At 68.8% G+C, this 24706-nt stretch carries 19 protein-coding genes; 12 read left to right on the top strand and 7 right to left on the bottom strand.

Annotated features, from left to right (window positions below; all coding sequences use genetic code 11):
• Window positions 1-187 precede the first annotated feature (187 nt).
• Together ABIC66_RS02550 and ABIC66_RS02545 are read left to right on the top strand one after the other, a co-directional pair.
• On the top strand, window positions 188-1078 hold the full coding sequence (locus tag ABIC66_RS02550) for an alpha/beta fold hydrolase (protein WP_354067814.1): 891 nt from the start codon (window positions 188-190) through the stop codon (window positions 1076-1078).
• Window positions 1079-1186: 108 nt separating this feature from the next.
• Window positions 1187-3847, top strand: coding sequence for a glycoside hydrolase family 3 protein (locus ABIC66_RS02545; RefSeq protein WP_354067813.1), 2661 nt, complete (start codon window positions 1187-1189; stop codon window positions 3845-3847).
• Between the two features lie 51 nt (window positions 3848-3898).
• On the opposite strand, the gene ABIC66_RS02540 is transcribed toward ABIC66_RS02545, so the two are convergent.
• Both ABIC66_RS02540 and ABIC66_RS02535 read right to left on the bottom strand, forming a co-directional pair.
• Window positions 3899-5146, bottom strand: a complete 1248-nt coding sequence (locus ABIC66_RS02540; RefSeq protein WP_354067812.1) for a M24 family metallopeptidase — start codon at window positions 5144-5146, stop codon at window positions 3899-3901.
• Between the two features lie 91 nt (window positions 5147-5237).
• Complete coding sequence (locus tag ABIC66_RS02535; RefSeq protein WP_354067811.1) at window positions 5238-5645, bottom strand: helix-turn-helix domain-containing protein; 408 nt, start codon at window positions 5643-5645, stop codon at window positions 5238-5240.
• A 75-nt stretch (window positions 5646-5720) separates the two neighbouring features.
• Here ABIC66_RS02535 and ABIC66_RS02530 point away from each other — a divergent pair, with 75 nt between their 5' ends.
• From ABIC66_RS02530 to ABIC66_RS02490, 9 genes are all read left to right on the top strand, one after another.
• On the top strand, window positions 5721-6554 hold the full coding sequence (locus ABIC66_RS02530; protein WP_354067810.1) for a class I SAM-dependent methyltransferase: 834 nt from the start codon (window positions 5721-5723) through the stop codon (window positions 6552-6554).
• Between the two features lie 73 nt (window positions 6555-6627).
• Entirely contained in the window at window positions 6628-7269 is a 642-nt protein-coding gene (locus ABIC66_RS02525) for a TetR/AcrR family transcriptional regulator (RefSeq protein WP_354067809.1), read from the top strand.
• Window positions 7266-8264 carry an HlyD family secretion protein gene (locus ABIC66_RS02520; RefSeq protein ID WP_354067808.1) on the top strand — a complete coding sequence of 333 codons (999 nt, stop codon included), beginning with the start codon at window positions 7266-7268 and terminating at the stop codon, window positions 8262-8264. Before ABIC66_RS02525 ends, ABIC66_RS02520 begins: the two co-directional genes overlap by 4 nt.
• Entirely contained in the window at window positions 8261-9196 is a 936-nt protein-coding gene (locus ABIC66_RS02515) for an ABC transporter ATP-binding protein (RefSeq protein WP_354067807.1), read from the top strand. The genes ABIC66_RS02520 and ABIC66_RS02515 overlap by 4 nt, the downstream gene beginning before the upstream one ends.
• Window positions 9193-10332, top strand: coding sequence for an ABC transporter permease (locus ABIC66_RS02510; RefSeq protein ID WP_354067806.1), 1140 nt, complete (start codon window positions 9193-9195; stop codon window positions 10330-10332). The genes ABIC66_RS02515 and ABIC66_RS02510 overlap by 4 nt, the downstream gene beginning before the upstream one ends.
• A 447-nt stretch (window positions 10333-10779) precedes the next feature.
• Entirely contained in the window at window positions 10780-11988 is a 1209-nt protein-coding gene (locus ABIC66_RS02505; RefSeq protein ID WP_354067805.1) for an OmpA family protein, read from the top strand.
• A 496-nt stretch (window positions 11989-12484) separates the two neighbouring features.
• Complete coding sequence (locus ABIC66_RS02500) at window positions 12485-14362, top strand: ribonucleoside-diphosphate reductase subunit alpha (protein ID WP_354068356.1); 1878 nt, start codon at window positions 12485-12487, stop codon at window positions 14360-14362.
• Between the two features lie 221 nt (window positions 14363-14583).
• A complete protein-coding gene (locus tag ABIC66_RS02495) occupies window positions 14584-15543 on the top strand; it encodes a lipid A-modifier LpxR family protein (RefSeq protein WP_354067804.1) in 960 nt (319 codons plus the stop codon).
• Between the two features lie 82 nt (window positions 15544-15625).
• Window positions 15626-15961 (top strand): hypothetical protein, encoded by a 336-nt coding sequence (locus tag ABIC66_RS02490; RefSeq protein ID WP_354067803.1) that lies wholly within the window; start codon window positions 15626-15628, stop codon window positions 15959-15961.
• A gap of 9 nt (window positions 15962-15970) precedes the next feature.
• On the opposite strand, the gene ABIC66_RS02485 is transcribed toward ABIC66_RS02490, so the two are convergent.
• The 5 genes from ABIC66_RS02485 to ABIC66_RS02465 all read right to left on the bottom strand — a co-directional run bounded on the left by ABIC66_RS02485 (window position 15971) and on the right by ABIC66_RS02465 (window position 21506).
• A complete protein-coding gene (locus ABIC66_RS02485) occupies window positions 15971-17239 on the bottom strand; it encodes a patatin-like phospholipase family protein (protein ID WP_354067802.1) in 1269 nt (422 codons plus the stop codon).
• Between the two features lie 22 nt (window positions 17240-17261).
• The gene (trhA, locus tag ABIC66_RS02480; protein ID WP_354067801.1) at window positions 17262-17978 is read right to left on the bottom strand and encodes a PAQR family membrane homeostasis protein TrhA; all 717 of its coding nucleotides are present in this window, start codon (window positions 17976-17978) and stop codon (window positions 17262-17264) included.
• A gap of 132 nt (window positions 17979-18110) precedes the next feature.
• Entirely contained in the window at window positions 18111-18896 is a 786-nt protein-coding gene (locus tag ABIC66_RS02475) for a sulfite exporter TauE/SafE family protein (RefSeq protein WP_354067800.1), read from the bottom strand.
• A 49-nt stretch (window positions 18897-18945) separates the two neighbouring features.
• Window positions 18946-19974 (bottom strand): aspartate-semialdehyde dehydrogenase, encoded by a 1029-nt coding sequence (locus ABIC66_RS02470; protein WP_354067799.1) that lies wholly within the window; start codon window positions 19972-19974, stop codon window positions 18946-18948.
• A 206-nt stretch (window positions 19975-20180) separates the two neighbouring features.
• Complete coding sequence (locus tag ABIC66_RS02465; RefSeq protein ID WP_354067798.1) at window positions 20181-21506, bottom strand: energy transducer TonB; 1326 nt, start codon at window positions 21504-21506, stop codon at window positions 20181-20183.
• A 126-nt stretch (window positions 21507-21632) separates the two neighbouring features.
• Between ABIC66_RS02465 and polA the strand changes: the two genes are divergently transcribed.
• Window positions 21633-24524: a DNA polymerase I gene (gene polA, locus ABIC66_RS02460; RefSeq protein ID WP_354067797.1), complete on the top strand. Its 2892-nt coding sequence runs from the start codon at window positions 21633-21635 to the stop codon at window positions 24522-24524.
• The last annotated feature ends 182 nt before the right edge of the window (window positions 24525-24706 follow it).

Genomic DNA, 24706 nt, shown 5'->3' with positions numbered 1-24706 from the left:
CCCGTCGCGATTATCCCCCGCGGCGGGTTTGGTGTATCTGGGCCATGGCTCAGTTTTTTGACGATATTGTCAAAATTGATCGAGCGGCCTGAAAGCGCTTAGGGCGCCGCGGCGCCGCCGTCCTCCGGATACGTTCCCACGCTTTCGCCGTTAGCCTCCCGACAAGCGGCGAAAAGGCGGCGGAGCCATGATCGCGGGATTCGAAACCGACGAGATCGCCCTGGGTCCTGGGCGGCGCCTCTTCGTCCGGCGCGGCGGCGAGGGGCCGGGCCTGCTGCTGCTGCACGGCTTTCCCGAGACCCACCTGATGTGGCGCGAGATCGCGCCAGGCCTGGCGCGGGACTTCACGGTCGTCTGCGCCGACCTGCCCGGCTATGGCCGCAGCTCGCCGGCCTTGGATGACCCGAACGCCCTCCAGTCCAAGCGCGCCATGGCCTTGCCGCTGATCGAGGCCATGGACCGACTGGGGTTCCCGCGCTTCGCCGTGGTCGGCCACGATCGCGGCGGCCGCGTGGCCTATCGCATGGCGCTGGACCATCCGGACCGCGTCAGCCGGCTGGCGGTGCTCGACGTCATTCCCACCGGCGCGGTCTGGGCGCGCGCCGACGCGCGGCTGGCGCTGGCCTTCTGGCCGTTCTCGCTGCTAGCCCAGCCCGCGCCGCTGCCCGAGCGTCTGATCGGGACCTGCCCGGAGGCCGTGATCGGCGACGCGCTGTCCAACTGGGGCACGCCGGCGAGCGTCTTCCCCGCCGACCTGCGCGCCGCCTATGTCGAGGCGTTGCGCGATCCCGGACAGGTCCACGCCATCTGCCAGGAGTACCGCGCGGCGGCCACGATCGACCGCGAGCACGACGACGCCGACCGCGCCGCGGGACGCCGGATCGACTGTCCTTTGCTGGCCTTGTGGAGCGCCTCGGGCGGCCTGGACTCCTGGTACGCGGACGACGGCGGCCCCCTAGGCGTCTGGCGCGGCTGGGCCACGCGGGTGGCGGGCGAGGGGGTGAACGGCGGGCACTTCTTTCCCGAAGAGCATCCGGCCGAGACGCTGGAGCGGCTGCGGACCTTCCTGCTGGCCTAGGGCGGCGTCGGGGGCGAGCACTCGCGAAGGGCGACTAGACAAGAGCCTAAAGCCCAGGCACTGATCTCGCAAAATGATAGCGCTACCAATCGGCGTGGGAGGAAGTCCATGACGTGCATTTCGGCGGCGATCCGCCATCACACTGGCCTGCGTGCCCTGATGGCCGCCGCCCTGCTGGCGGCGGCCCCGGCCCTAGCCAACGCGACGCCCTCCGAACAAGCAGCCGCCGTCAAGCCCGCGTACCAGGATGTCACCCTGAGCCCGGAGCAGCGCGCCAAGGACCTCGTCGCGCGCATGACGCTCGAGGAGAAGGCGCCGCAACTGGGGCACACGGCGCCGGCGATCCCGCGCCTGGGCGTGCCGGAATACAACTGGTGGAACGAGGGCCTGCACGGCGTGGCGCGGGCGGGCGTGGCGACCGTCTTCCCGCAGGCGATCGGCATGGCCGCCTCTTGGAACACGCCGCTGATGGAGCAGGTCGGCGACGCGGTCAGCACGGAGTTCCGCGCGAAATACCTGGAGCGTGTCCACGCCGACGGCGGCACGGAATTCTACCGTGGGCTGACGGTGTGGTCGCCGAACGTCAACATCTTTCGCGACCCGCGCTGGGGGCGTGGCCAGGAGACCTATGGCGAGGATCCGTATCTCACCGGAAGGCTGGGCGTCGCCTATATTCACGGGCTGCAGGGCGACGATCCGCGATATCTGAAGACCATCGCCACCTCGAAGCACTTCGCGGTCCATAGCGGCCCGGAATCGAACCGCCACCGCGAGGACGTGCATCCGTCCGCCCATGACCTGGAAGACACCTATCTCCCGGCGTTCCGCGCCACGGTGACGGAGGGGAACGTCCAGTCCGTCATGTGCGTCTACAACGCCGTCTACGGCGTGCCGGGTTGCGCCAGCCCCATGCTGCTGTCCGACACGCTGAGGCGAGACTGGGGCTTCAAGGGCTATGTCGTGTCCGACTGCGGCGCGGTCGCCAACGTCTATCGCGAGGACAGCCTGCACTACACCAAGACCGCGCCCGAGGGCGTGGCGGCGAGCTTCAAGGCGGGCACGGACCTGATTTGCGGCGACTACCGCAACAAGATGACCACCGAGCCCGAGAACATCGTGGCCGCGGTTCGGGCCGGCCTCCTGCCGCAGGCGACGGTCGACCAGGCCCTGGAGCGACTGTTCACGGCCCGCATCCGGCTTGGCCTGTTCGATTCCCGCGCGACCGTTTTTCCCCAGATCACCGCCAAGGACTACGACACGCCGGACCATCGGGCGCTTTCGCTGAAGATGGCCAAGGACTCGATGGTGCTTCTGAAGAACCAGGGCGGCCTTCTGCCCCTGGCGGCGCCCAAGACCATCGCCGTCATCGGCCCCAACGCGAACAGCTATGACGCGCTGGTGGGCAACTATTACGGACGCCCGACCAAGCCCGTGACCGTGCTCGACGGGATCCGCGCGCGCTTCCCGAACGCTCGAATTCTCTATGCGGAAGGAACCGGCCTGATCGGGCCCGCCGAGGCGCCCGTGCCCGACGCCGTCCTATGCTCGGACGCCGCCTGCGCGACGCGTGGCCTGCGGGCCTCGCACTTCTCGGGCCCGGAGTTCCACGGGGAGACGGCCACCGGTATCGAGCCCAATGCGAGGGTGCGCTGGAGCGGCGAGGACAGGAACGGGACGGCCCGTTGGACGGGCTTCCTGACTGCTCCGGAGACCGGCGAATACCGCCTGCGGTTCGCCAGCGAGAACGGCTATCGCATCTGGATCGACGACAAGCTGATCGTCGACGAATGGTCGGTGGGCGACGCGCCGTCGATCGCGTCGGGCCGCGTGACCTTGCAGGCGGGGCGCCGCTATGGCCTGCGGGTGGAAGCCGTTCAGCGCGACGCCACCGGCGACCAGAAGCTGGTCTGGAGCCGGCCCAGCGAAAACGGCGACGAGGCGGTGGCCGCGGCCCGGCAGGCCGATGTCGTCATCTTCGTCGGCGGCTTGTCGGCGCGGATCGAGGGCGAGGAGATGAAGGTCGAGGCGGCCGGGTTCGCCGGCGGTGATCGGACCAGCCTCGACTTGCCCGCGCCGCAGCAGAAGCTGCTGGAGCGCCTGCACGCCACGGGCAAGCCGGTCGTCCTGGTGCTGATGAACGGCAGCCCGCTGTCCGTGAACTGGGCGGACAAGAACCTCCCGGCGATCGTCGAGGCCTGGTATCCGGGCGGACAGGGCGGCGCGGCCGTGGCCGGGCTCCTAGCCGGCGACTTCAGCCCCGCGGGGCGTCTGCCGGTGACGTTCTACAGGTCCGCGGACGATCTGCCGCCGTTCGGCGACTACGCGATGTCGGGCCGGACGTACCGCTATTTCAAGGGGCCGGTGCTGTATCCGTTCGGCCATGGATTGAGCTTCACCAAGTTCGCGTACGAGGCGCCGACGGTGTCGAACGCGACCCTCGAGGCGGGCGCGGGCGCGCAGGTCTCGGTTCGGGTTCGCAATGCCGGCGACCGCGATGGCGACGAGGTCGTGCAGCTGTACGTGGAGAAGCCGGGCGACACGGCCGCGCCGGTGCTGGCGGGCTTCAAGCGGATCCACCTGGCGTCCGGGGAGAGCCAAGTGGTGACGTTCGACCTCGACGCCCGCCGCCTCTCGCGGGTGGACGAGGGCGGCGTGCGCAAGGTCGTTCCTGGCCGCTATGTGGTCCACCTCGGCGGCGGCCAGCCCGGCCACGCCACGACCGTCAAGGCGGAGCTGTCGATGACCGGCGAGGAAGTCCTGCCCCGCTAATCCGGCGGGTGGGCGCGAAGGCGGGCGGCGGCTATCGAGCCTTCCTTCCGCTCACCCCATCGGCTTGTCCAGCGACGACGGCGGCTGGCTGAACCAGCGGGGACCGTCGGGCGTCAGGTGGATGCAGTCCTCCAGCCGCACGCCGAACTCGCCGGGGATGTAGATGCCCGGTTCGTCCGAGAAGCACATGCCGGGGGCCAACCGGGTGGTTTCCGACATGACGAAGTTGACCGGCTCGTGGCCGTCCATGCCGATGCCGTGGCCGGTGCGGTGCGACAGGCCAGGCAGCTTGTAGCGCGGGCCCCAGCCCAGGCTCTCGTAGTAGGCGCGCACGGCGCGGTCGACCGAACCGGCCTCGACCCCGACCTTGGCGGCCTCGAACGCCACCTGCTGGCCGCGCTGGACGTCGGTCCAGACCTTGCGCTGCCGGGCGGTGGGCTCGCCGAACACGAAGGTGCGCGAGATGTCGGACTCGTAGCCGCCGACATTGCAGCCGCAGTCCATCAGCACGACCTGGCCCTCGCTCACGACCTGGGGCTGGCGCGAGCCGTGCGGATAGGCGCTGGCCTCGCCGATCAGGATCAGGTTGAAGCTGACCCGTCCGCCCAGCGCCACGGTCCGCTCGGCCATCAGGGCGGCGATGTCGCGCGGGCCCATGCCGGCGCGGACATTGGCGTGGGTGTGGCGCAGGGCCGCGACGGTGATGTCGGCGGCTGTCTGCATCAAAGCGATCTCGGCCGGCGTCTTGATCATCCTGCAGCCGCGGAACACCGCCGCGCCCGACACGACCTTGGCCCACGGCAGGGCGGTGGCGAGGCCGTCGACAATGAAGGCGCGGACCGTCTCCTCGACACCGATCTTGCCGGACGCCAGCTTGCGGTCGGCCAGCAGGCCGGCGGCGATCGCGTAGGGGCTCTCGTCCTCCTCCCAGGGGCGGATCTCGGCCGGCACGCCGAGGCTTTCGCGAATCGAGGGCTCCTCGAACTTCGGCATCACCATGCCGACCTGGCCCTCGCGCGGGATGATCGCCAGGACCGGCCGTTCGCTGCGGCTCCACTGCGCGCCAGTGAAATAGTCCATCGAGGACCCGGCTTCGGTGATGATGGCGGATAGGCCCAGCTTGACCATCAGCGCCTGGGCGCGGGCCAGGCGCGAGGCGCGCTCGGCGGGGCCGATCAGGGTGACGCCGTCGGTCAGCTTCTTGACGCTGTCCTGGCGCGCCCAGGCCGGGGCGGCGACCGCGCTGGCCGCGGCCCCGGCCAGGAAGCCGCGTCGGCCGAGGGTTTGAACTGCGGTCATGTCGATCCTCGAAACCGGGGCGCTCGAACGGGGGCGCTTGAAAAACGGGAACGCTCTTTTCGACCGGTGACGGTCGACCTGACAAGCCTTGCTAGACCGCCTCGGCCCGGTAGCGCCGCCGCGCGCCGGCGACCTTGACGATCCGCAGGAAGTGCGGGCAGCCCATCAGGGTCGGGCGACCGCAGTCGGCGGCGTGGCGCAGGCCGTCGCGCATGCGGGTCAGCTGCTCGATCTTCCGGTCCAGGTCCGCCGCCTTGGCCCGCAGGCGATCGCGGTCGATGTCGGGGCCATCTAGCATCCCGGCGATCTCGTCCAGCGAGAAGCCCGAGGCGCGGCCCAGGGCGATCAGCGACAGCCGCTCGGTGGTATCCGGGGCGAACAGGCGCTTGAGGCCGCGCCGCCCGGTCGAGGCGATCAGGCCCTTCTCCTCGTAGAAGCGCAGGGTCGAGGCCCGCAGGCCCGCGCGTTTCGCCAGTTCGGCGATATCGATGTCGAACATCGCTTGACCTCAAGTGCGCTTGAACTTGCAGGATGGGCGGGTAGGGCGATCCTGGCAATGACGAAGGAGACGACGATGACCGCGACCCCCGAACGCGACATGGCGGCCTATTGGGACCGCGCCGGCCGGGTCTGGGTGGAGCATCAGGCGCTGCTGGACCGGATCATGGCGCCGATCGCCGAAGCAGTGGTCGACGCCGCCGGGCCGGTGAACGGCGAGCGGGTGCTGGACGTCGGCTGCGGCTCGGGCGCGACCACCTTCGCGGCGGCCTGGCGGACGGGTCCCGAGGGCCACGCGGTTGGGGTCGACATCTCGGGCGCGCTGGTCGAGCTGGCCCGCCGCCGCGCGGGCGAGGACGGGATCGAGGGCGTCGAGTTCCTGCTGGCCGACGCGCAGGTCCATGCGTTCGAGACGCCGTTCGACGCGATCGTCTCGCGGTTCGGGGTGATGTTCTTCCCCGATCCCGTGGCTGCCTTCGCCAATCTGCGGCGGGCGATCAAGCCGGGCGGCCGGCTGGCCTTCGCCGCCTGGCGGTCGCCGGAGGAAAACCCGCTGTCGTTGGTTCCCTTGAAGGCGGCCGCGCCGTTCCTGCCGTCGATGCCGGCCTTCGAGAAGGACGCGCCGGGCCGCTTCGCCTTCGCCGATCCGGAGCGTGTACGGACGATCCTGGAGGCCAGCGGCTGGCGCGACATCCAGATCGCGCCGCTGGACGTCGCCAGTCCCCTGACCGCCGACGAGCTGATGACCATGAGCCTGCGCGTCGGGCCGCTGAACCCGATCCTGAAGGACGCCGACGCGGCCTTGCGCGGCAAGGTGGCGGCGGCGGTGAAGGAGGCCCTGGAGCCCTATGTGACGAAGGGCGTGGCCGAGATGACCTCGGCGTGTTGGCTCGTGACGGCGGAGGGGTAGGGTCTTCGTCCTTGAATGTCGTTCGATCCGAGTATATGACTCATGAGTCAGTTATACGCTCGGACCCAAAACCATGCAGGCCGGTTCTCCCAAATGGCGGCGGCGCAGCGAGGCGCGGCCGGGCGAGATCGTCCAGGCGGCTCTCGAAGTGTTCGCCGAGAAAGGCTTCGCCGCCGCGAAGCTGGACGAGATCGCCGCCAAGGCCGGGGTCTCGAAGGGCGCGCTCTATCTTTATTTCGAGACCAAGGAGGACATCTTCCGCGCGGTGGTCCGCGAGGCGGTGGCCCCCAATCTCGACATGGTCGAGGCCGTGCTGGCGCGGGAGGAGCCTCCGTTTCCGGATCTGATGCGGGGCATGTTCGAACATCTCAGCCAGGTGATCGAGACCACGCGCCTGGGGGCGGTGGCCAAGCTCGTCATCGGCGAGTCCCGCAACTTCCCCGAACTGGCGCGCGTCTGGCATGACGAGATCGTCAGTCGCGCCCTGACGGCGCTGAGCAAGGCCCTGGCTCGGGCCCAGATGCGTGGCGAGGTCCGAACCGGTGATCCGCGTCTGCAGGCCTTCAGCCTGATGGGGCCGATCTTGATGGGCGTGATCTGGCAGGAGACGTTCACCCCGGTGGGGGCGCCGGCTCTCAATCTTCGGATCCTGATCCTTCAGCACGCCGACACGGTCTTGTCGGGACTGAAGCCCCGCGTCGGTGTTCGCCCGTGAGCCCCGCCGTCCGCATCGTCGCCGTCGCAGCCGGGATCGGCCTGGCCGGGTTCCTCGGCTGGAGGCTACTGGGCCCCGACGCGCATCGGCCCCATCGCCTGTCCGGCTATGTCGAGGGCGAGACCCTCTATGTCGCGGCCTCGAGCGCGGGGCCGGTCAGCATGGTGGCCGTCCAGCGCGGCGACCGGGTGAAGGCGGGCCAGCCGCTGTTCGCCCTGGACGCCGCCCAGCTGACCGCCGCGCGCGACCAGGCCGCCGCCCAGGTGGCGATCGCGGAGGCCCAGCTGCGCGACGCCGAAAAGGGCCAGCGCCCACAAGAGTTGGCTGTCTACGACGCCGAGCGCGCCGCCGCCGAGGCCCAGGTCCGCCAGGCCCAGGCTGACTTCAACCGCATCTCGCCGCTGGTGCGCAAGGGCATCTACGCTCCGGCCAAGCTGGACCAGGTCAAGGCCGCGCTCGACACCGCCCGCGCCAACGCCGCCGCCGTCGCGCGCCGCAAGAACGTCGGCGAGCTGGGCGCGCGGCCCGACGCGGTGAACGCGGCCCGCTCCGCCGTCGCCTCGGCCCGCGAGACCCTGGCCGCCGCGCAGTCGCGCCTGGACCAGATCAGCCCGCGCGCGCCGATGGCGGCGCGAGTGCAGGACGTCTTCTACCAGCCCGGCGAATGGGCGGCCGCCAACCAGCCGGTCGTGGCCCTGCTGTCCGACGATCGCGTGCGGCTGCGCTTCTTCGCGCCCGAGGCCGAGGTGGCGCGCTATCGACCCGGCGCGACCGTGCGTTTCTCGTGCGACGGCTGCGGGGCCGAGCGAACGGCGCGGATCAACTATGTCTCGCCGCGCTCGGAGTTCACCCCGCCGGTGATCTACAGCCGCGAGGCCCGCCAGCGCCTGGTGTTCCTGGTCGAGGCCCGCCCCGATCCCGGCGCGCCCCTGGCGCCGGGCCAGCCGGTCGACATCGTCCCGCTGGAGGCCGCGCCCAAAGGGGGCGTGAAGTGACCGAGCTGGCCGTCGATGTCCGGGGGCTGAACAAGAGCTTCGGTCCGCGCCACGTGGTGCAGGACGTGTCGATCCAGGTCGAGAAGGGCAAGATCACCGGCTTCCTGGGCCCCAACGGCTCGGGCAAGACCACCACCCTGCGGATGCTGTGCGGCCTGCTGACCCCCGACAGCGGTGAGGGCGAGGTGCTGGGTCTCGACTTCCGCAAGGACGCCGAGGCGGTCAAGCGCCAGACCGGCTACATGACCCAGAAGTTCTCGCTCTACGAGGACCTGTCGATCGAGGAGAACCTCGACTTCGTGGCGCGGGTCCACGAGCTGGACCGCCGCCGCGAGCGGGTGACGCAGAGCCTGGACCGCCTGGGCCTGACCGCCCGCAAGAAACAGCTGGCTGGCAGCCTGTCCGGCGGCTGGAAGCAGCGCCTGGCCCTGGCCGCCAGCGTCATGCACGAACCGAGGCTGCTGCTGCTGGACGAGCCGACGGCCGGCGTGGATCCCAAGGCGCGGCGCGAGTTCTGGGACGAGATCCACGCCCTGTCGGCCGAGGGCCTGACCGTGATGGTCTCGACCCACTACATGGACGAGGCCGAGCGCTGCCACGACATCGCCTACATCGCCTATGGCAAGCTGATGGCGCGGGGGACGGCCGAGGCGGTGATCGACCAGTCGGGCCTGGTCACTTTCCGGGCGGAAGGCCAAACCGCCGAGGGAATGGGGGCCGACCGGTTGTCGCGCGAGCTGGCCGGCAAGCCCGGCGTCTTGATGGCCGCCCCGTTCGGCGCCGCCCTGCACGTCAGCGGAACCGACCGCGCGGCGCTGGAGGCCGCCATCGCGCCCTATCGCAAGCCGCCGCTGGAATGGACCGAGGTCCAGCCGACGCTGGAGGACGTGTTCATCCGGCTGATGAGCCAGTCGTCGGACAATTTTCAATGAGCGCGGGCGCCAAGGGCCTCTCCGGCGCCCGGATCCTGGCGGTGCTGATCAAGGAGTTCATCCAGCTCACCCGCGACCGGCTGACCTACGCCATGATCCTGGTCATGCCGATCGTGCAGCTGATGCTGTTCGGCTACGCCATCAACAACGACCCGCGCGACCTGCCGACGGCGGTTCTGGTCCAGGACCAGGGACCGATGGCCCGTTCGACCCTCTCGGCCCTGGTCAACAGCGGCTATTTCGAGATCGTCCGCACGGCGACCTCGCCCCGGGAGCTGGACGAGGCCGTGGCGCGGGGCGAGGTGCAGTTCGCCCTGACCATCCCCGCCGACTTCACCCGCCGGGTGGTGCGCGGCGACGACGCCCAGATCCTGGTCGAGGCCGACGCCTCCGACCCCGCCGCGACCGGCGGCGCGATCGCGGCGCTCGCTAGCCTGCCGCGCACGGCCCTGACGCGGGACCTCGTCGGCGCGGTGGCGAAACCGGGGGGCGACCCGTTCGAGGTGGTGATCCACCGCCGCTACAATCCCGAGGCCATCACCTCGTACAACATCGTCCCAGGCCTGCTGGGGGTGATCCTGTCGATGACCCTGGTGATGATGACCTCGCTGGGCGTCACCCGCGAGTACGAGCGCGGCACGATGGAGAGCCTGCTGGCCACCCCGGCCCGGCCGATCGAGGTGATGATCGGCAAGCTGACGCCCTATGTGGCGGTGGGCGTGATCCAGACCGTGGTGATCCTGGTCCTGGCCAGGGCGCTGTTCGCGGTGCCGATGGCCGGCGGCTGGCTGGCGCTGAGCCTGGGCGTGCTGCTGTTTATCATCGGGTCGCTGGCCCTGGGCTTCCTGATCTCGACGGTGGCCAGGACCCAGCTGCAGGCCATGCAGATGTCGTTCTTCTACATCATGCCATCGATCCTGCTGTCGGGCTTCATGTTCCCGTTCCGCGGCATGCCGGCCTGGGCCCAGGCGCTGGGCAGCGTGATACCGGTCACCCATTTCCTCAGGGTCGTCCGCGGCGCGCTGCTGAAGGGGCTGGACGCGGCCGCCCTATGGCCAAGTCTATCCGCGCTCGGACTGTTCGTGGCCGCCATCTCGGCCCTGGCGATGGCGCGATATCGCACCACCCTGGACTAGAGCGCGGCAGCCGAAAGTGTGGGCGGTTTCGGCGCCCGCCACGCTCCAAATGTTTGAGCCAGAGCCTGTTTATCCGTTTCTGATGTTTCCATCAGAGACGGACGGGTTCTGGGGCGGAGTCCGTCGAGGACCTGACGAAACCCAAGGGAAGGCGCCGATTTTCAGCGACGATCTGCGAATGCTTGACCATTTCCTGGCCGCAAGCCCTTGCGTGCAAACGGTTCACGTGCGAACCCAGCAAAGCTGACGCTCATCTTCCGTGGAAGTCGGCGGGCACGCTCGAGAGTTGATTCTGAGGGGCGGTCTTGTTTAGCTTTCCTGAGCAATGGGCAGGGGGCGAAACCTGACGAGTGTGTCTTTGCTGACACTTTCCCGTGGCGTTCGCCTTGGTATAACAGCGCTCGGTCGGTCTCCGGCCTGGGCAGGGCAATAGAGGGCTCTTCAACGATGAAACTCAACCTCCTGGCGGGAGTCGCTCTGGCCGCGGTGTTCGCCGCGTCGGGCGTTTCGGCCCAAGAGACCGGCTGGTACGGCGCGGTCGACCTCGGCTACCACTGGCCGCAAAGCCTCAAGACCGAGTCGGACGCCAACGCTCCGGACGGCGCCCACTATCACTGGGCCTGGAAGTCGCAGAACGACTGGACCGGCTTCGTCCGTCTCGGCTACCAGTTCAACCCGCACTGGCGCGCTGAAGTCGAAGGCGGCTATCGCCCCGGCGACCTGGACAGCGTTCACGGCAACGCCGTTCGCAGCCAGCCGATCGCGCTCTGCACCCCGGGCGTGACGCGCACGTCGTCGGCCCAGACCTGCGGTTCGCCGGACGGTTCGATCGACTCGTGGAGCCTGATGGCGAACGTCATCTATGACTTCGCGCCGGACTCGTGGCTGAATCCGTTCCTCGGCGCCGGCGTCGGCATCAACCGTCTGGACGTCAAGGCCCTTGGCCAGTTCAGCGGCGTTCCGGGCGCGATCACGACGACGAACCCCGCGATCCAGAACCTGACGGTGGATGACGACGATATCGCCGTGGCCTGGCAGGCCATCGCCGGTGCGTCGATCAAGGCCACCGACAAGCTGAAGATCGACTTCACCTATCGCTACATCACCGGCGCCGAGCACGCGTTCCAGTCGCAAGGCTCCAACGTGCTGCAGCCGGGCGCCTTCCAGGGCCAGTACAAGGACCAGTCGCTGACCGTGGGTCTGCGCTACTCGTTCGCGTCGCCGCCCCCGCCGCCGCCCCCGCCGCCGCCGCCGCCTCCCCCGCCGCCGCCGCCTCCGCCGCCTCCCCCGCCGCCGCCGCCTCCGCCGCCGCCGCAGTATGAGGCCCGCGAGTTCATCGTGTACTTCCCGTTCGACCAATCGGTCCTGACGCCGGAAGCGCAATCGGTGGTCACGGAAGCCGCGAAGTACGCCAACGATGGTCACGCGACCAAGCTGGTGGTCGTCGGTCACACCGACACCTCGGGTTCGCCCAAGTACAACGCCAAGCTCTCCGAGCGCCGCGCCAAGGCCGTGGCTGACGCCCTGGTCTCGCAAGGCGTCCCCGCCGGCGTCCTCGCCGTCGACTGGAAGGGCGAAAGCGCTCCGGCCGTCGCCACCGGCGACGGTGTGAAGGAACCGCTGAACCGTCGTTCGACGATCTCGATCAACTTCTAAGATCGAATCGCACTGCTACTGGGGAGGGCCCGGCGGAAACGCCGGGCCCTTTCTTTTTGCCGCTCTATTTTTCGTCGAACATCGGCCGCGCGCGGTTCGGATCGTCACGCGGAGCGGCCATGGCGGGCGCGAACCCCCGGTTTCCGGGCGTTCGCTCGCGGCGGCGCTGGGACCCGCGCCGGAGGTCCCATATACAGTCGGCCACCATCCCTTGTGGGCGCCCTGTTAACGAACGCCGTTGTCCGGGGGCGGATGGCTCAAGACGCCTTGCGACGGTCCGTCGCGGGTGAAAAAAGTTCGGTGAGGCAACCCCTTGTCCCGCCTCACAACTTCGGGGCCGTTCACAGGTTGTTAACGAAAAACTCGGGGCCGAGCCGTTGACGAGTCATTCACCCTTATGGCCCCATATCTGGGCTGAGGGGGCTCCTCGGCCACAAGATATAGCGGCTGGGCGGGGTAAACCCCTTCACCGGAACACGCTGATTGAGCAATGGATTTGGTCATGAACGGCAGTGAAGCGGCGAAGACGAACATCCGGAGCGAGGCTCGACTGGCGGCGATCAAGCCGGCCAAACGCCCGCAGCTGGCGCTGGTGCAGAAGGTCCAGGTGGACCGCTCGCGCGACGCCCTGCTGACCGACTTCGGCAAGACCACGCTGGAAGACCGCTACCTGCTGCCGGGCGAGTCGTATCAGGACATGTTCGCCCGCGTGTCGACGGCCTTTGCCGACGACGCCGAGCACGCCCAGCGCGTCTATGACTATATGAGCCGCCTGTGGTTCATGCCGGCGACGCCGGTGCTGTCGAACGGCGGCGCCGATCGCGGCCTGCCGATCAGCTGCTTCCTGAACGCCGTCAGCGACAGCCTGGATGGCATCCTGAACGTCTGGAACGAGAACGTCTGGCTGGCGGCCAACGGCGGCGGCATCGGCACCTATTGGGGCGGCGTCCGGTCGATCGGCGAGAAGGTCAAGGGCCAGGGCCAGACCTCGGGCATCATCCCGTTCATCCGCGTCATGGACAGCCTGACCCTGGCGATCAGCCAAGGCTCGCTACGCCGCGGCTCGGCCGCCGTCTATCTCGACGTGCACCACCCGGAAATCGAGGAGTTCCTCGAGATCCGCAAGCCGTCGGGCGACTTCAACCGCAAGTCCCTGAACCTGCATCACGGCCTGAACATCACCGACGCGTTCATGCACGCCGTGCGCGACGGGACCAAGTTCGGCCTGCGCTCGCCCAAGACCAACGAAGTGCTGCGCGAGGTCGACGCCCGCGCCCTGTGGCAGAAGATCCTGGAGCTGCGCCTGCAGACCGGCGAGCCCTACCTGATCTTTTCCGACACCGTGAACCGCGCCATGCCGGCCCACCAGCGCGAGCTGGGCCTGAGCGTCCGCCAATCGAACCTGTGCAGCGAGATCATGCTGCACACGGGCCGCGACCACCTGGGCAACGACCGCACGGCCGTCTGCTGCCTGTCGTCGGTCAACGCCGAGACCTTCCTGGAGTGGCGCGACCACCCGACGTTCATCGAGGACGTCATGCGCTTCCTCGACAACGTCCTGCAGGACTTCATCGACCGCGCGCCCGACGCGGCCGCGACCGCCGCCTACGCCGCCATGCGCGAGCGTTCGGTGGGCCTGGGCCTGATGGGCTTCCACAGCTTCCTGCAGAGCCAGAACGTTCCGTTCGAGAGCGCCCTGGCCAAGAGCTGGAACATGCGGATGTTCAAGCACCTGCGCCGCGAGGCCGACAAGGCTTCGATCGCGCTGGGCGAAGAGAAGGGCCCGTGCCCGGACGCCGCCGATCGCGGCTCCAAGGAGCGCTTCTCGCACAAGCTGGCCATCGCCCCGACCGCCTCGATCTCGATCATCTGCGGCGGCACCTCGGCGGGCATCGAGCCGATCCCGGCCAATATCTACACCCACAAGACCCTGTCGGGCTCGTTCGCGGTCAAGAACCCCTATCTGGAGAAGCTGCTCGAGGAGAAGGGCCAGAACACCGACGCGGTGTGGGGCTCGATCCTGGAGCACGAGGGCTCGGTCCAGCATCTCGACTTCCTCAGCCAGGACGACAAGGACGTCTACAAGACGGCGTTCGAACTGGACCAGCGCTGGGTGGTCGAGCTGGCCGCCGACCGCACGCCGGAAATCTGCCAGAGCCAGTCGGTGAACATCTTCCTGCCGGGCGACGTCGACAAGTGGGACCTGCACATGCTGCACTGGCAGGCCTGGGAACGCGGCGTGAAGAGCCTCTACTACCTGCGCTCCAAGTCGGTGCAGCGCGCGGCCTATGCCGGCGCCGGCGACAAGGCCGAGACGAGCGGCTTCGACGCTCCGGCCAAGACCGACTACGACGAGTGCCTTGCCTGCCAGTAAGAGCGGCCTGCCTGGCGGATCGGGGACAAAACGAACGGCGGCGTGAGCGATCACGCCGCCGTTTCGCGTCGCCGAGGAACCGTCAGCGTTCGCGGCGGTTCACCATGTGCGCATTCGTCGCCGTAGACAGGTGGCGCGAAGGGCGTAGGCTGGACTTCCGTTGGATTGGGGAATCCGGAATGCGGACCGCTGGGGAGCGAACCGTCCTTTGTGTAGCGGCCATGATCGTGGCCGCGGTCGGCGCCCACGCCACCTCGGCCTGCGCGGCGCAGAAGGCCGGCAAGAGCGCCACGGTGGTAAATGGCGCCGCCCTGGCGGCCGACAAGCCCCCGGCCAGAATTTCCTTCCAGGTGAAGTCTGAAACCGCTCGTCCGCTGAGCCTTTCGTCCAGCACGACCGGCTTCGCCGCGCGCGACGTCGCCGGCGCCGAGAGCGCGCTGGAGGGCGGCTTCGCCCTGTCGCCCGCCGCCAGTGTCGCCGGCGACGCCCGCATCCTCGACGCCGACCGCTACTACGACGGCGCCGGTCCCGTGACCTGGCGCTCGAACGCCTTCACCCGCCAGGCCCAGGCCGGCGGCCCGATCGATTCCGTCCGCCTGTCGGTGGCCGGCGTCTCCAAGACCGCCGCCGTCGCGCCCCTGACCCTGGTCCGCCCGGACGCCGACGCCTACGAGCTGCAGGATATCGACGTCACCGTGACCCGCGGCTGGCCCGCCGCCGTCTCGCTGCAGGGGCGCCGGTTCGCCCTTGACGTGACGCCGCACGCCGGCGTGGGCTTCGGGGGGGCCGGCGGCTCGGCCGAGGCCGGCGCCACCCTGCGCCTGGGCAAGAAGAGGAACATGGGCGACCGGGTGACCGACGCCATCGGCGTGCGCGAAGGCGACGCGACCTTCGGCGACCGAGGGCGCTGGTACATCTTCGCCGCCGCCAGTGGCCGGGCCGTGGGCCTGAACATGCTGCGCGGCCAGAACGGCGACTGGGCCCGCGCGGGCCTTTCGCAGGACGTGACCAGCCGCCTGATCGGCGACAGCCAGGCGGGCGTGGCCTGGCGCAAGGGACCCATGCAAGCCTCGCTGGGCTACATCCACCGCGAGATCAAGGCCAAGGAAGGCATCATGGGTCTCGCCACCCAGAAGGACGACGTCGTGGCCCTGTCCTTCAGCCTGAAGCCCCACTGGTAGAGCCCGCCGCCCCTATAAGGCTTGTGTTTCCGGCCGCTTTCATGCAGCTAGCCGGTTTCCATCCACAGCCGCCAGCGATGTCATGAGCGAGAGCGAGCCCCCGCGCCGCAAGACCCTGAGCCTCAAGAGCGGCGTCGCCGCGCCTGGCGGCCCGCCGCCGCTCGAGCGTATGGTCAAGCCGACGGCGCGCACGGTGATCGTCACGCCTCAGCCGCCGCCGCCCCCTCCGCCGCCGCCGGCCGTAGGCGACTGGAAGTGCAAGCCGTGCGGCACACGGTTCGACCCGCCGACCGACCTGGCCGACGCGGACTCGGTCCGCTGCCCGTCGTGCAACGCCCGTCTGGGCCTGGCCTCGGACTTCCGCGCCGACCCGCCGAACGTCGACAAGCTGCGCGCGCGCTGGCTGAAGAAGGCGTAGCGCCCCGAGCTAAGGCTCCAGCGGCGCTTCGATCCCCACGGGGCCAGGTTCGTCGCGGACGATCACGCCCGTGCCGGTCGAGGTTGGCGGGACCTGTTTCTTGAACAGGCCGCGCCACAGGCTCTGCTCCTCGACGGCGCTGGTCCAAACCGTGCCCCGCATCGCCTGATCTACGCCCGCGTCGTGGATCCGGCGCATCAGGTCGGTCTCGAACTTCAGCAGGTTCATGCCCTCGAAGGCGTTGGGAATCGAGGCCACGCTGAGCGGCAGGTTGTGGCGCGAGCAGAACCCGGCGGCCAGGCTCAAGGCTTGGCGATACGAGAACCGCAGCATGGTGTCGAAGCTGCGGCTCATGATCGAGGCGACGCCGGGCGGTGTCGACTGGGTCGAGGGATCCAACACGGTGTTGACGATCACGTGCACCCGGCCGCGCCGGAAGCGGGGCCCGAGGTTGCGCCAGTGCAGCAGGGCGTCGGGCATCAGGAACAGCGGCGCGGCGACCCCGCCGTCGACGTGCATCTCCTGATAGGCGGCGCCATCGACCTCGACGTCGATCAGCTTGGGCGGAAAGATGCCCGGCACCGAGGACGAAGCCACCAGCAGGGCGCGGAACAGCTTCAGCGCGTCCTCGCCGCCGCGGGTGGCGATCTCGCCCATGTCCCAGACGACGGCCCGCTGGCTGTCGAGATTGGTGGTGGCGATCAGCAGGCGGCGGCCCTTGGCGTGCTCGACCGCGACGGCCTCGACCATCTCCTGGTCTACGAAGGTCTCGACCAGGGCCTCCAGGGATTCGCCCTTGAAAATGCTGGGGCCCAGGGCCGGAGCCAGGCGGCGCAGGCTGAGCAGCTCGGTGGCGTGGCCGCCGACATAGGCGTCGGTTAGGCGCTCGTCCCAGGCCGGGCCCAGGAAGGCCAGGGGCGCGATCAGGGCCCCGGTGCTGACGCCGGTGACGATGGCGAAGTCGGGCCGGCGTCCGGCCTTGGACAGGCCCGTCAGCACGCCCGCGCCATAGGCGCCGCCGGCCGCGCCGCCCGACAGGGCCAGGATGTTGAACTCGTCGCGGCCGATCAGCGAGCGCAGCGGGGCCAGCCGGTCGGCCGCTTGGCGCAGCGTGTCGTCGGCCTGGTCGACGGTGAGGCGAGCGCCGGGAAAGCCGGCGGCCTGCACGTTGCGATCCGAAGGCGGCGTCGGCAGGCGCTTGCCGCGCAGCGGGTCGCTGGATTTCCAGTCCTTGAAGAAGCCCTGGAGGCTGATCTTGCCGGTAGGGTCCCTATCCAATGACAGTCTCCAACGCGGCGGCCTAGCGGGCGCCGGCCAGCACCACGCCCACCAGAACGGCCGCGTAGTGCAGGCCCGCGCCGCCGATCACGTGGCCGTGCCAGATGGCGCGACGGAACTTCAGGCGGCGCATCAGGTAGAAGATGGTGCCGGTGGAATAGACGAGGCCCCCGATGGCCAGCAGCAGCAGCGCCACCCACGACAGGCCGTCGATCATCGGCTTGATGGCGACCAGGACGAGCCAGCCCAGGGCCAGGTACAGGCCGACCCAGAAACGCTTGTCCAGGCCGGGCAGGAACAGCTTGGCCGCCACGCCGACGCCGGCCACGGTCCAGACCGCCGTGGTCATGCCGATGGCCCACCATCCGTGCAGGTTCTGGGTGGTGAACGGGGTGTAGGAGGCGGCGATCATCACGAAGATGCCGGCGTGGTCGAAGCGGCGCAGCAGCGGGCGCCAGCGGGCCTTGGCGAAGTTGTAGGCCGTCGACAGCGACAGCATCAGGATCAGGCCCACCGTGTAGATGCTGACCGCGGCCACCTGCTTCAGGTTGCCCATGCCGAACGCCAGGCCCAGCAGGATGCCGCCGCCCAGCAGGGCGCAGGCCAGGCCGGCCAGATGCACCACCAGATCGGCGCACTTGGCGGCGGGCGTCGGATAGTGGGTCGCGACCGCCGGCGCCGCGACCTCTTGGCCAGCCGGTGCGACGATGATTTCGGTCGAGGTGGTGCTCGCAGTCATGGCCCGCCCATTCGTATGGCAACTACGCCCGAACCCTAGGTTCGTTCCGTGACATATAAGCGGTGATCATCATGGCGGCGAAAGGGCCTGCGCGACACGATCAGCCGGAAAAGATTCCAGGAGAGCGGCGGCCTAAAAGAAAAGGCCGCGCGCGCCATCGAACACCAACTTGCCGCCGACCGCGATCAGCAGGACGTAGATGACCTTGTAGAAGCCCTCGGCCGGCACGCGGCGCACCAGCCAGACCCCGGCCCAGGTCGAGGCGATGGCCAGCGGCAGCAGCACTCCGGCGGTCGCCAGCACCTTCGGCGTGAACTGGCCCAGGGCGATGTAGGCGGGGACCTTCATCCAGTTCACGACCGCGAAGAAGATGGCGCTCGTGCCGATGAAGGTGTCGCGCGCCAGCCGGCGCGGCAGCACATAGATCTGAAAGGGCGGGCCGCCCGCGTGGGCGATCTGGCTGGTGAAGCCGGCCGCCGCGCCGCACAGGGCTCCCAGCCAAGGCCGCGCTGGCCATCCTCCTATGATTTTGGCCTCGACCTGCTCGGCGGCCTTGACCGCGCGCTCGGCCCACAGGCGCTGCAGGGCGAAGACGACCGCGATGGCCCCCACGGCCAGCTCGACCGCGGCCTCCTTGACGAAGGCGGCCAGCGCCCAGCCCAGGAAGATCCCGACCGCCGCCGCCGGCAACATCAGGATCAACAGGCCCTTGTCCCAGCTCTTCCGGAACGACCAGACGCTGACCACGTCCTGGACCAGCAGGATCGGCAGGGTGATCGAGGCGGCCATGACCGGCGAGACGGCCAGGGCCATCATGGGCACCGCCACCACCCCGATCCCGGCGAACCCGCCCTTGGCCAGGCCCAGCAGGATCACGGCCGGGATGGCCACCGCGTAGAAAAACGGATCGGTCAGCATGGGTCGCTGCTTAGCAGTATTCGCCGGGACGGGACGGCCGGATCTGTCCTTAAGCCGGGGTCTTCTGCTTGATCAGGCCCTTGTCGTGCAGGAGCTGGGCGATCTGCACGGCGTTCAGCGCCGCGCCCTTGCGCAGGTTGTCGGCCACGCACCAGAGGGCGATGCCGTTCTCGACGGTCGGGTCGGTGCGGATGCGCGAGACATAGACCGGGAATTCGCCGGCGCTTTCCTTCGGCGTCATGTAGCCGCCGTCCTCGCGCTTATCGATGACTTCCACGCCGTCGGCGTCGCGCAGGATCTCGCGGACGTCGTCCTCGTCCAGCGGGGTCTCGAACTCGATGTTCACGGACTCGGCGTGGCCGACCATGACCGGCACCCGCACGCAGGTGGCGGTCAGCTTGATCGACGGATCCAGGATCTTCTTGGTTTCCGCCATCATCTTCCACTCTTCCTTGGTGAAGCCGTCTTCCATGAAGACGTCGATGTGCGGAATGACGTTGAAGGCGATCTGCTTGGTGAACTTCTTGGGCGGCGGGGCGCCCAGGACGAACACGCCCTTGGTCTGCTCCCACAGCTCGTCCATGCCTTCCTTGCCCGCGCCCGACACCGACTGATAGGTCGAGACGACGACGCGCTTGATCTTGGCCTCGTCGTGCAGGGGCTTGAGCACCACGACCAGCTGCGCGGTCGAGCAGTTGGGGTTGGCGATGATGTTCTTGGGCAGCGTGTTGACGGCGTCCGGGTTCACTTCCGGCACCACCAGCGGCACGTCCGGGTCCATCCGGAAGTGGCTGCTGTTGTCGATGACGATCGGACCGGCCGCGCCGATCTTCTCGCCCCAGGCCTTGGAGATGGCGCCGCCAGCGCTCATCAGCACGATGTCGACGGTCGAGAAGTCGAACTGCTCGAGGTCCTCGCAGCGCAGGATCTGATTGCCGAACGAGACTTCCACGCCGATGGATTTGCGGCTGGCGATGGCGTGCATCTTGTCCACGGGGAATTTGACTTCCTCGAGGATGTTGAACATCTCGCGGCCCACATTGCCCGTGGCGCCGACCACAGCGACCCGGTAACCCATCGCGCGCTCCTGAAATACTGTCCGTCCGCATAGGTCGCGGAGCCGCGTTCCGTACGCTTCATGCCCTGTTGGCGCAAGGCGAGGGTTTCTGAGGTGGGTGTCAGCTCAGTGTAACGCCATACCCGGCAGCCTGCGAAAATCCGGCAAGCTTCGTCGGCCCGCGCCCCGAATGGGGAATTCCGGGAACGATTCTTGCGCTAGCGACTCTATTTCGGGGCCGCCGGTGGGGCGGGGGCGGTGTCGTCCCAAGTGAAGGCGATCGGCAGGGTGATGACCAGGCCGTCGACGGTGTCGCCTTCCTTGGTCCAGGGGTTCATCCGCATGACCGAGGCCACCTTTACCGCCGCCGCGCCGAAGTCGAGGCCGGCCGGGGCCTCACGCACGGCCCTGCACGCGCTCAGGCGCCCTTCGGCGGTGACGACGCACGAGGCCGCGCCGGAACCGGACTTGATCCCCGCCTTGATCGCGGCCGCGGGATAGACCGCCGCCATGCCGTCCGCCGACAGCGTCTGGACCCAGCGAGGCGCCGTCAGCTTGCGTCCTTCCGGCAGCGCCGGGTCGCGAAAACGGAAGGGTATGTCGATGGCCAGCTCCTTCAGTTCGCGGACCTCCTCAGGACTGAAGTTGATGCGAAACGACTTGGACAGCGTCTTGGCGGCCTTTCCGAAGCCCTTTCCACGCGGGCTCTCGGTTATGACGGTGCAGTCGCGCAGGACGCCGGTCTTCTCCAGCTCGCAGCGCAGAGCCGCTTGGCCGGAGGCGAGGCCCGCGGCCTCCTTGGGCCAGGCGGCGTTGATTTCCGCCTGGGTCGGCGCCTGGGCCCAGGGCAGGTCCATGACGAGGCTGGGTCCCGTCGGCAGGTCCCTTGGGACATTGGGCCAGATGACCGGAATGGTCACGTCGCCGCCCGCCACGGGACGACCGCCACGGATGCGCGGCGTCATCCGCAGTTGCGGCGCTAACTGCAGGGCCGCCGCGCCGAAGTCATAGCCGGTCGGTTTCTCGTCATGTACCTTGCAGGCCTCGAGGAAGCCCTCGACCGTCACCTTGCAGAGGATCGTCGCGCGGCCTTTCATGCCGGCTTCGATCGCTTTCTTGGGGAAGACGGCGGCCAGATCGTTCGCCGTGGGGCGCTTCAGCCAGTCCGGCTCCGCATCGCCCGGCGCGAGCAGTGTGAACCAGGTGCGAAGCGGACGTCCCGCCACGGACACGCCCTTTTCATCTTCAGTCTTGATGCGCTCATAACCCACCAGCGACAGCGCGGCCTGGCCGAAACCCTGACCAACGGGGTCTTCCTGGGCGATGACGCAGTCCACGAGCTTGCCGGCGGGGCCCGCCTTGCAGTCCAGCGCCGCCGTCCCGGTCGCGGTCACGCCCTTGGGAAAGGCCGCGCGGACCTTTTCGCGCGGCGCCCATGCGGTCCATACGGGTCGCCAGCCGGTGGCCTGAAGGGCGTTCGGATCCTCGTCCGCGAAGGCGTGGGAGGATAGGCCGGCCGCGAGGAGGGCCAGCAGAACGACACGAGACAGCACTAAAAACCCCATGAACGGGTCGGCGCCCGACCCCTTCGTCGCTCGACCCTAGGTGGATGTTAGGCGATCCTTTTGCCGCTCGCCAGAGGGTTTCCCGGGCGGCCCTCGCCCCCTATGTTGCCGGCCATGACCGACGTCGCCGCGCCCCCCCTTCCGAACGTTTCCGACCTGACCCAGGACGGTCCCGCCGTCCGGCTCTTCCTGGTCGACGGATCGGCCTATCTGTTCCGCGCCTATCACGCGCTGCCGCCACTGACCCGCAAGAGCGACGGCCTGCCGGTGGGCGCCGTCCAGGGCTTCTGCAACATGCTGTGGAAGCTGATGCGCGACATGCAGGGCGACACGCCCACCCACCTGGCGGTGATCTGGGACCATTCGGAAAAGACGTTCCGCAACAATCTCTACGACAAGTACAAGGCCCACCGCCCGCCGCCGCCCGAGGACCTGATCCCGCAGTTTCCGCTGGTCCGCGAGGCCACCCTGGCCTTCGGCGTTCCGGCCATCGAGCTGCCCGGCTACGAGGCCGACGACCTGATCGCCGCCTATGCCTGCAAGGCCCGCGACGTCGGCGGCGAGGCGATCATCGTCTCGTCGGACAAGGACCTGATGCAGCTGGTCGGCGACGGCGTCTCGATGTTCGACCCGATGAAGGGCGTGCGGATCGAGCGCGAGCAGGTGTTCGAGAAGTTCGGCGTCTATCCGGACAAGGTCGTCGACGTTCAGGCCCTGTGCGGCGACAGCGTCGACAACGTTCCTGGCGCCCCGGGCATCGGCGTCAAGACCGCCGCCCAGCTGATCACCGAATACGGCGACCTCGACACGCTGCTGGCCCGGGCCGGCGAGATCAAGCAGCCCAAGCGCCGCGAGACCCTGATCGAGTTCGCCGACCAGATCCGCCTGTCGCGGGCCCTGGTGAAGCTGGACTGCGACACGCCGCTGCCCCAACCGCTGGACGAGCTGAAGGTGCGCGAGCCGGACAAGGAGGTCCTGGCGGCGTTCCTGGAGCAGATGGAGTTCCGCACCCTGGCCCGTCGGGTCGGCGACGGCTCGGCCGCGGCGACACCGGGCACGCTTGACCGCGCTCCGGTCCAGCCCAAGGCCCCGGTCACCAGCGTCTCGTACATGGGCGCGGCCGCGCGCGCCGCCGCCAATCCCGTGGCCGAGCCGATCAGCATCGACCATACGACCTATGTCCGGATCCAGGATCTGGACACTCTGAAGGCCTGGGTCGCCAAGGCCACGGCCAAGGGGATCGTCGCGTTCGACACCGAAACCGACGCCCTGTCGTCGGCCACGGCCGGCCTCTGCGGCGTGTCGCTGGCCATCAATCCCGGCGAGGCCTGCTACATCCCCGTCGGCCACTGCGAGAAGGACGGCCTGGCGCTGGAAGCCGCCGCCGACCTGGTGCAGATCCCGCTGGAGGACGCCATCGCCGCCCTGAAGCCGCTGCTGGAAGACCCGGCGGTGCTGAAGGTGGCCCAGAACGCCAAGTACGACATCGCCGTCCTGGCGCGGCACGGGATCCAGGTCGCGCCGATCGAGGACACCATGCTGATCAGCTACGTGCTGGAGGCCGGTCTGCACGGCCATGGCATGGACGAGCTGTCGGAGCTGTGGCTGGGCCACAAGCCGATCCCGTTCAAGCAGGTGGCCGGGACGGGCAAGGCCCAGATCAGCTTCAAGCACGTGGGCCTGACCGAAGCCACGGCCTACGCGGCCGAGGACGCCGACGTCACCCTGCGCCTCTACCAGACCCTGAAGCCGCGCCTGGCGCGCGAGGGGCTGTCGACCGTCTACGAGACGCTGGAACGCCCGCTGCCGACCGTGCTGGCGATGATGGAGAACAACGGGGTCAAGGTGGATCCCGAGGCGCTGCGCCTGCTCTCCAACGAGTTCTCGATGCGCATGGCCAAGTACGAGGAGCGGGCCCAGGAGATCGTCGGCCGGCCGTTCAACCTGGGCAGCCCCAAACAGATCGGCGACGTGCTGTTCGGCGAGATGAACCTGAAGGGCGGCAAGAAGACCGCCACCGGCCAGTGGTCGACCGACAGCGACGTGCTGGAGGCCCTGGCCCTGGAACACGAACTGCCGCGTGTCCTGCTGGACTGGCGCCAGCTGTCGAAGCTGAAGGGCACCTATACCGAGAACCTGATCGCGGCGATCGCGCCGGGCACGGGACGGGTCCACACCTCCTACGCCCTGGCCGCCACCACCACGGGCCGCCTGTCGTCGTCGGATCCCAACCTGCAGAACATTCCGATCCGCACCGAGGAAGGCCGCAAGATCCGCAAGGCCTTCATCGCCGCGCCGGGCAACGTGCTGATCAGCGCCGACTACAGCCAGATCGAGCTTCGCCTGCTGGCCCACATCGGCGACATCCCGCAGCTGAAGAAGGCGTTCCAGGAAGGCCTCGACATCCACGCCATGACGGCCTCGGAGATGTTCGACACGCCGATCGAGGGCATGGACCCGATGATCCGCCGCCGGGCCAAGGCCATCAACTTCGGCATCGTCTACGGCATCTCGGCGTTCGGCCTGGCCAACCAGCTGGGCATCGCTCAGGGCGAGGCGGGGGCCTATATCAAGACCTATTTCGAGCGCTTCCCGGGCATCCAGGCCTACATGGACGCGACCAAGGCCTTCGTGCGCGAGCACGGCTATGTCACCACGATCTTCGGTCGCAAGATCAACATCCCCGACATCCAGGCCAAGTCGGCCGCCCATCGGCAGTTCGCCGAACGGGCGGCGATCAACGCCCCGATCCAGGGCGCGGCCGCCGACGTCATGCGCCGAGCGATGATCCGCATGCCCGCCGCGCTCGCGGCCGCCGGCCTGGAGTCGCGCATGCTGCTGCAGGTGCACGACGAACTGGTCTTCGAGACCCCCGAGGCCGAGGCCGATCGCGCTTGCGCGGTCATTCGCGAGGTCATGGAAAACGCGGCCAATCCGGCGGTGGCGCTATCCGTGCCGCTGACGGTCGAGGCGCGCGCGGCCCTGAACTGGGACGAGGCGCACTAGGGTCGCGAGGGCGGTTGTGACCGCGACGGCTCCGGAACCGAAATTTTCACCCTGGATGGCCGTCGAGATCGGCATTCTCGTTGCCGCCGCCCTGGTGTGGGAAGCGCTCCCACAACTCCAGGCAAGCCCTTGAGATAGCGCCGGTTTTTCGCCGCCTGCGACGTTCCGTCACGGTACGGTTA

The sequence above is a fragment of the Caulobacter sp. 1776 genome, from assembly GCF_040545685.1.
Classification (GTDB): domain Bacteria; phylum Pseudomonadota; class Alphaproteobacteria; order Caulobacterales; family Caulobacteraceae; genus Caulobacter.
The sequence above is the reverse complement of the archived record's forward strand: the minus strand, read 5'-3'. Positions and strand labels throughout refer to the sequence as shown.